Origin of the sequence: Janthinobacterium sp. TND4EL3, assembly GCF_900156175.1 — a bacterium.
In the GTDB taxonomy this organism is placed as follows: Bacteria; Pseudomonadota; Gammaproteobacteria; order Burkholderiales; family Burkholderiaceae_D; genus Janthinobacterium.
Genome location: NZ_FTMV01000061.1, coordinates 1 through 2,523 on the forward strand (window position 1 = coordinate 1; position 2,523 = coordinate 2,523).

A 2,523-nucleotide genomic window follows, 5' to 3' on the forward strand; every position below is an offset into this window, starting at 1 on the left:
GTAAGCGTAAATCCAGCACCGTCTTGAGCCCGGCAATGAATTAGAAGATGATGGCATCACACCGCTGGGAAGCGGCGTGTTTTTAAGCCGAAGGGAGCTGCGCGGCGCAGTTCCAAGGCAGGAAGTCGTCGACCCGGTTGACCGGATGATCGGCGATGTTGGTCAGCACATGGCGCAGCCAGGCCTCGGGGTCAACACCGTTGAGCTTGGCCGTGCCGATCAGCGAGTAGATCGCGGCGGCACGCTCGCCGCCGCTGTCGGCACCTGCGAACAGGTAATTGCGGCGGCCGATGGCGACACCGCGCAACGCCCGCTCGGCGGCCGAGTTGTCGATCTCGATGATGCCGTCGTCGCAGTAACGCAGCAACGCCGGCCATAGGTTCAGCGCGTACTGGATTGCCGCCGCCGTGTCCGACTTGCGCGACAGTTTTTCGAGCGTGGCGCGCAGCCAATGGTCTAAGTCGTCGAGCAAAGGGCGCGCTCTTGATTGGCGAACCAGCTGTCGTTCGTGCGGTGGTTTGCCGCGAATCTCGGCTTCGATCACATACAGTTCGGCGATGCGGCGCAACGCCTCGGTCGTGATGGCAGATGGCCTGGCCGCGTGCAAATCGTAGAATTTTCGCCGTGCGTGCGCCCAGCATGCCGCCTCCTGGATGGTGCCGTCGACGTACAGCGCATTGAAGCCGGCATAGGCGTCAGCCTGCAGCACGCCGCTGAAGCTGGCCAGGTGGGTTTGCGGATGGATGCCTTTGCGGTCCGGCGTGTAGGCGAACCAGACCGCTGCTGGCGTGGTGTCGCCGGAGGCGCTATCGTCACGCACGTACGTCCACAGCCGTGCTGTTTTCGTCTTGCCATTGCCTGGTGCCAGTACTGGAATCGGCGTGTCGTCGGCGTGCAGCTTGGCGCCAGCGAGCACATGGCGCCGGATCGCCTCGACCAGCGGGCGCAGCAGCGCGCTGGCCGCCCCGACCCAGTTCGCCAGCAGCGCACGTTCCAGTTCGACACCTTCGCGGGCATAGATGACAGACTGCCGGTACAGCGGCAGATGGTCGGCGAACTTGGCCACCAGGATATGGGCCAGCAGCCCCGGTCCGGCAATGCCGCGCGCGATCGGCCGGCTTGGCGCCGGTGCCTGCACGATGGTGTCGCAGCACTTGCACGCCAGCTTCGGACGTACATGACGAATCACGCGGAAGCTGGCCGGCACGAACTCCAGTTGCTCGGCGACGTCCTCACCCAACTTGCGCAGCCCGCCACCGCACGCCGGGCAAGCCTCGGCCTGCGGTTGATACACGCGCTCGTCGCGCGCCAGGTGCTCCGGCAGCGGTTTGCGCGCCGACTTGGTGCGCGGTGCCTTGTCTGCAGGCGGCCGCTCGCGCTCGGCCTCACCCTCGGTCGCTTGCAGGTCTTCCAGTTGTAGTTCCAGCTGTTCGATCTGGTGGTCCAGCTTCTCGGATTTGCGACCGAACTGCATGCGACGCAGCTTGGCAATCATCAGCTTCAGATGCTCGATCTCGACCTCGGTCGTCGTCAGTTGCGCGCGCAGTCCTGACACCAGCTCGTCGTGCGCGGCGATGACGGTGTCGCGCTCACGCAGCGTCTGCTCGGCCGCCAGCAGCAACGCCTTCAGGGCATTGATGTCGTTGGGCAGATCGGCTGAATTGAGCATGGGCCAAGTTTACGCGAGGGCGCCGACGTTTACAAGCCCGACGATGGTTGCCAGGTGCGTACCGGCTGGCGCCAGTCGATGCCTTCGAGCAGCATCGACAGTTGGGCCTGCGTCAGCGTGACCGTGCCGCTGCTGGCCTGCGGCCAGATGAAATGGCCCCGCTCAAGCCGCTTGGCCAGCAGGCACAGGCCGTCGCCAGTCCACCACAGCAGTTTGATGATGTCGCCGCGCCGGCCACGAAATACAAACACATGGCCGTTGAATGGATCGGCCTGCAGCGTCGTCTCTATCTTGGCCGCCAGGCCGTTGAAGCCGCAGCGCATGTCGGTGATGCCAGCGACGATCCAGATCCGGGTGTGGGCCGGCAGGCCGATCATGGCAGCAGCCGCTGCAACACCAGGTGCAGCACGGCAGTGTCAACGGCGCCTTCCAGCCGCAGCCGCGCTTTGCCAACGGTCAGTTCGATGATGCCGCCGCACGCTGGTGCCTGCTCAGCCACGGGCTGTGCCATGACCGGCGCCACCACCGTCACCGGCAGCAGTGTGCAGACATTATTGCCAGATTCCTGCTGGCCTTCTCCGAACAGTTTACGCCAAGCGAATACCTGATTGGCGTTGAGGTTGTGCTGGCGGGCGATGCGCGAAACGGATGCGTCCGACAGCAGCGACTGGGCGACGACGGCCCGCTTGAATGCATCGGAGTGGCGCCGGTAGCTGCCACGTTTTGAGGGTCTTGCGACTGGTTGAATTATTGTGTCCATAATCGAGTTTGTGGACACAATCGATTTGTGTCTCAACCTCAAATCATGCTGGCAGGAGTAGTCGAGGTAAAGACGGCGCTGGCTTTACGCTTAC

General features: G+C 63.8%; 3 protein-coding genes. All 3 read right to left on the reverse strand.

Annotated features, from left to right (window positions below; genetic code table 11):
- Positions 1 to 82 precede the first annotated feature (82 nt).
- From BXA07_RS29620 to BXA07_RS29630, 3 genes are read right to left on the reverse strand one after another with little or no spacing between them, the layout of a single operon-like run.
- Positions 83 to 1,669: an IS66 family transposase gene (locus BXA07_RS29620; protein ID WP_076573254.1), complete on the reverse strand. Its 1,587-nt coding sequence runs from the start codon at positions 1,667 to 1,669 to the stop codon at positions 83 to 85.
- 29 nt (positions 1,670 to 1,698) lie between these two features.
- Positions 1,699 to 2,046, reverse strand: coding sequence for an IS66 family insertion sequence element accessory protein TnpB (gene tnpB / locus BXA07_RS29625; RefSeq protein WP_070224718.1), 348 nt, complete (start codon positions 2,044 to 2,046; stop codon positions 1,699 to 1,701).
- Positions 2,043 to 2,429: an IS66-like element accessory protein TnpA gene (locus BXA07_RS29630; protein WP_070224719.1), complete on the reverse strand. Its 387-nt coding sequence runs from the start codon at positions 2,427 to 2,429 to the stop codon at positions 2,043 to 2,045. The genes tnpB and BXA07_RS29630 overlap by 4 nt, the downstream gene beginning before the upstream one ends.
- Positions 2,430 to 2,523: the final 94 nt, after the last annotated feature.